General features: G+C 41.3%; 2 protein-coding genes. One reads left to right on the top strand and one right to left on the bottom strand.

Translation table 11 applies throughout. The annotated features are described in order from the left end of the window. Positions 1-399 precede the first annotated feature (399 nt). Positions 400-558 (bottom strand): hypothetical protein, encoded by a 159-nt coding sequence (locus F6K20_RS37540; protein ID WP_287250842.1) that lies wholly within the window; start codon positions 556-558, stop codon positions 400-402. A gap of 205 nt (positions 559-763) precedes the next feature. On the opposite strand from F6K20_RS37540, the gene F6K20_RS37535 reads away from it, so the two are divergent. Then, on the top strand, positions 764-1021 hold the full coding sequence (locus tag F6K20_RS37535; protein WP_071107397.1) for a hypothetical protein: 258 nt from the start codon (positions 764-766) through the stop codon (positions 1019-1021). Positions 1022-1662: the final 641 nt, after the last annotated feature.

Genomic DNA, 1662 nt, shown 5'->3' with positions numbered 1-1662 from the left:
CCCCAATGATCACGGGGGGCTGGGGGGGATCAAGCTAGTAAATGGGATAGAAAGGGATGGTATCTAGGAGCCGCTACGGGAACCCATAAATATCTTATCAATTTAAATACTATCCAATCATGACCGGCTCAACTTAAATACTATCCCAAGATTAATCTTTGGAATTAAATGCAATTTATAGATTTCCGGACTCCCCCCTTTGATCACGGGGGGCTGGGAGGGATCGAGCAAATAAATGGCATAGAAAGAGATGGTATCTAGGAGCCGCTACGGGAACCCATAAATATCTTATCAATTTAAATACTATCCCAAGATTACGATCTAAACTTAAATACTATCGCAAAATTAACCTTTAAAATTAAATGTAATGCTCTTATCCGCTAAGGGATTTACCGTAGGCTATGCTACGCGATGAAGCGTTTCGGCAAAGCCGACGCTACGCGAACGCGTAGCGTGGCCAAAGGCCTCAGCTTCCGCTAAAAGTGATTGACCGTAAGTCATGCTACGCAATCGCTCTTTGCTATAGCATTTATAGGATTTATCAGGTACACTTTTCAACCTCAAAGTCCCCCTTATTAAGGGGGATTTAGGGGGATCATTTTGTACATCATGGCATAGAAAATTACTATAAAAAAAATCAAAAATACTAATATATTTTTTTTATATACCCCCTAACGCAAAAAAAAATTAAAAATTACTTGACAAAATAAATAATTATTTATTACCATAAAAATGTCATCAATACAACAGCAAAAAAAACATTATGGATATCGAAAACTTTCTTCCAAATTTTGAGTATAATCCCAACAATCCTAATCTCCCGGAATTATTTGGCCAACCTCAGCCAGGACGGGAGCAAATCAAACATATATTGATCGGTTCTCCCAAAACCGTCCGGGTCACAATCTATAATCTTTATAGCCGTGGCTACGCCCAAGTTCATGAGTGGAGCACTCCTCAACCTACCGGAAATCCTGGTGAGGTGATCAGTATATTGATTCGGCATCTGTTGGTAGATTAAGATAGCAAGTTGCCAGGGATGCCAATCCCTGGCGACAGGTCAAAACTGAGGATAAAGTACGAAGTCTGAAGTCTGAACCATAAGTTAGTATGTTGTTGATTGGGATAATTTCCTGATGAATTGGTGAACACATAGTCAAGGACCCTAGGGTTTTTGACAATTACAAAAAATAATTCGGTCAAGCATTGGAATTAACCAGAACTTGACCGAATTTTTTTTATTGAGGGAACAGGGAACAGGGAACAGGGAACAGGGAGTAGGGAAGAAATTTAGATGTACTTCACACTTACTAGAAAACTTAACAGCACTAATCAAGACTCAAGACTAACTTGCGACAGTGCAATAGTTTTTTTGAACCATCTACACCACCCAAATCACACCTAGTGCGGATGCAATAGTTTTTTGACCCTACTGCGCACACCTCCCACGCCTCCCACACTCCCCACACTCCCCACGCCTCCCATATTTACCACCTACACCTCCCACATCACCTCTGGCGCTAATGCAATAGTTTTTTTTAACCCCACTCCCCACACTCCCCACACTCCCCACACTCCCCACACTTCCCACACTCCCCACCCTTCCCACCTACCCCTTGCATCTTCTCCAAAATTGTGTTAATATAAAAATATCGTTAAAGA

Source organism: Moorena sp. SIO2C4, from assembly GCF_010672485.1.
Taxonomy (GTDB): Bacteria; Cyanobacteriota; Cyanobacteriia; order Cyanobacteriales; family Coleofasciculaceae; genus Moorena; species Moorena producens.
Note: the sequence above shows the minus strand (reverse complement) of the source record. Positions and strands in the feature narration are given on the sequence as shown.

Excerpts from the sequence above, each read along its gene's own strand:
- F6K20_RS37535 (WP_071107397.1), top strand. The coding sequence starts at position 764 with ATGGATATCGAAAACTTTCTTCCAAATTTTGAGTATAATCCCAACAAT.